We start from the raw sequence: 2,899 nt of genomic DNA, 5'->3' as shown, positions 1-2,899 counted from the left end.
GTTCGGCGGCGTCCTACTCTCCCACAGGGTCCCCCCTGCAGTACCATCGGCGCTGTGAGGCTTAGCTTCCGGGTTCGGAATGTAACCGGGCGTTTCCCTCACGCTATGACCACCGAAACACTATGAAACTGTCAACCGCACCGCATGTGTGACCCATGCGGGGTTGTTCGTGGTTTCAGAACCAACACAGTGGACGCGAGCAACTGAGGACAAGCCCTCGGCCTATTAGTACCAGTCAACTCCACCCCTCACAGGGCTTCCATATCTGGCCTATCAACCCAGTCGTCTACTGGGAGCCTTAACCCCTCAAAGGGGGTGGGAATACTCATCTCGAAGCAGGCTTCCCGCTTAGATGCTTTCAGCGGTTATCCTTTCCGAACGTAGCCAACCAGCCATGCCCTTGGCAGAACAACTGGCACACCAGAGGTTCGTCCGTCCCGGTCCTCTCGTACTAGGGACAGCCCTTCTCAATATTCCTACGCGCACAGAGGATAGGGACCGAACTGTCTCACGACGTTCTAAACCCAGCTCGCGTACCGCTTTAATGGGCGAACAGCCCAACCCTTGGGACCGACTCCAGCCCCAGGATGCGACGAGCCGACATCGAGGTGCCAAACCATCCCGTCGATATGGACTCTTGGGGAAGATCAGCCTGTTATCCCCGGGGTACCTTTTATCCGTTGAGCGACGGCGCTTCCACAAGCCACCGCCGGATCACTAGTCCCGACTTTCGTCCCTGCTCGACCCGTCGGTCTCACAGTCAAGCTCCCTTGTGCACTTACACTCAACACCTGATTACCAACCAGGCTGAGGGAACCTTTGGGCGCCTCCGTTACCCTTTGGGAGGCAACCGCCCCAGTTAAACTACCCATCAGACACTGTCCCTGATCCGGATCACGGACCCAGGTTAGACATCCAGCACGACCAGACTGGTATTTCAACGACGACTCCACACACACTGGCGTGCATGCTTCAAAGTCTCCCAGCTATCCTACACAAGCCGAACCGAACACCAATATCAAACTGTAGTAAAGGTCCCGGGGTCTTTCCGTCCTTCTGCGCGAAACGAGCATCTTTACTCGTAGTGCAATTTCACCGGGCCTATGGTTGAGACAGTCGAGAAGTCGTTACGCCATTCGTGCAGGTCGGAACTTACCCGACAAGGAATTTCGCTACCTTAGGATGGTTATAGTTACCACCGCCGTTTACTGGCGCTTAAGTTCTCAGCTTCGCAACCCCGAAAGGTCACTAACCGGTCCCCTTAACGTTCCAGCACCGGGCAGGCGTCAGTCCGTATACATCGCCTTACGGCTTCGCACGGACCTGTGTTTTTAGTAAACAGTCGCTTCTCGCTGGTCTCTGCGGCCACCCCCAGCTCACACTGCAAGAGTGATCACCAGAAGTGGCCCCCCTTCTCCCGAAGTTACGGGGGCATTTTGCCGAGTTCCTTAACCATAGTTCACCCGAACGCCTCGGTATTCTCTACCTGACCACCTGAGTCGGTTTAGGGTACGGGCCGCCATGAAACTCGCTAGAGGCTTTTCTCGACAGCATAGGATCATCCACTTCACCACAATCGGCTCGGCATCAGGTCTCACCCACATGTCATCCGGATTTGCCTAGATGACGGGCTACACCCTTACCCCGGGACAACCACCGCCCGGGCTGGACTACCTTCCTGCGTCACCCCATCACTCACCTACTACAAGTCTGGTCCGTCGGCTCCACCACTTCCCTTTCCCCGAAGGGTCCGGGACGGCTTCACGGACTTAGCATCGCCTGATTCGATGTTTGACGCTTCACAGCGGGTACCGGAATATCAACCGGTTATCCATCGACTACGCCTGTCGGCCTCGCCTTAGGTCCCGACTTACCCTGGGCAGATCAGCTTGACCCAGGAACCCTTAGTCAATCGGCGCACACGTTTCTCACGTATGTATCGCTACTCATGCCTGCATTCTCACTCGTGAACCGTCCACAACTGCCTTCCGGCGCTGCTTCACCCGGCACACGACGCTCCCCTACCCATCCACACAGGCGTTGGCCCTATTGTGTGAATGACACGACTTCGGCGGTACGCTTGAGCCCCGCTACATTGTCGGCGCGGAATCACTTGACCAGTGAGCTATTACGCACTCTTTCAAGGGTGGCTGCTTCTAAGCCAACCTCCTGGTTGTCTCTGCGACTCCACATCCTTTCCCACTTAGCGTACGCTTAGGGGCCTTAGTCGATGCTCTGGGCTGTTTCCCTCTCGACCATGGAGCTTATCCCCCACAGTCTCACTGCCGCGCTCTCACTTACCGGCATTCGGAGTTTGGCTAAGGTCAGTAACCCGGTAGGGCCCATCGCCTATCCAGTGCTCTACCTCCGGCAAGAAACACACGACGCTGCACCTAAATGCATTTCGGGGAGAACCAGCTATCACGGAGTTTGATTGGCCTTTCACCCCTAACCACAGGTCATCCCCCAGGTTTTCAACCCTGGTGGGTTCGGTCCTCCACGACCTCTTACAGCCGCTTCAACCTGCCCATGGCTAGATCACTCCGCTTCGGGTCTTGAGCGCGCTACTGAATCGCCCTATTCGGACTCGCTTTCGCTACGGCTTCCCCACACGGGTTAACCTCGCAACACACCGCAAACTCGCAGGCTCATTCTTCAAAAGGCACGCAGTCACGAGGCAAGCACAAGTGCTTGCCCGACGCTCCCACGGCTTGTAGGCACACGGTTTCAGGTACTATTTCACTCCGCTCCCGCGGTACTTTTCACCATTCCCTCACGGTACTATCCGCTATCGGTCACCAGGGAATATTTAGGCTTAACGGGTGGTCCCGCCAGATTCACACGGGATTTCTCGGGCCCCGTGCTACTTGGGTGTCTCTCAAACGAGCCGCTGACATTT

The 2,899-nt window shown here is 56.4% G+C and carries 2 rRNA genes; both read right to left on the bottom strand.

Annotated features, from left to right (window positions below):
* Window positions 1–117 (bottom strand): 5S ribosomal RNA (gene rrf / locus ACQB60_RS45665).
* Window positions 118–205: 88 nt separating this feature from the next.
* Window positions 206–2,899: ribosomal RNA gene (locus tag ACQB60_RS45660) — 23S ribosomal RNA — on the bottom strand; the annotation flags it as partial.

The sequence above is a fragment of the Streptomyces odontotermitis genome (assembly GCF_050510915.1).
Taxonomy (GTDB): domain Bacteria; phylum Actinomycetota; class Actinomycetes; order Streptomycetales; family Streptomycetaceae; genus Streptomyces.
This window is presented reverse-complemented; position numbering and strand designations above follow the sequence as displayed.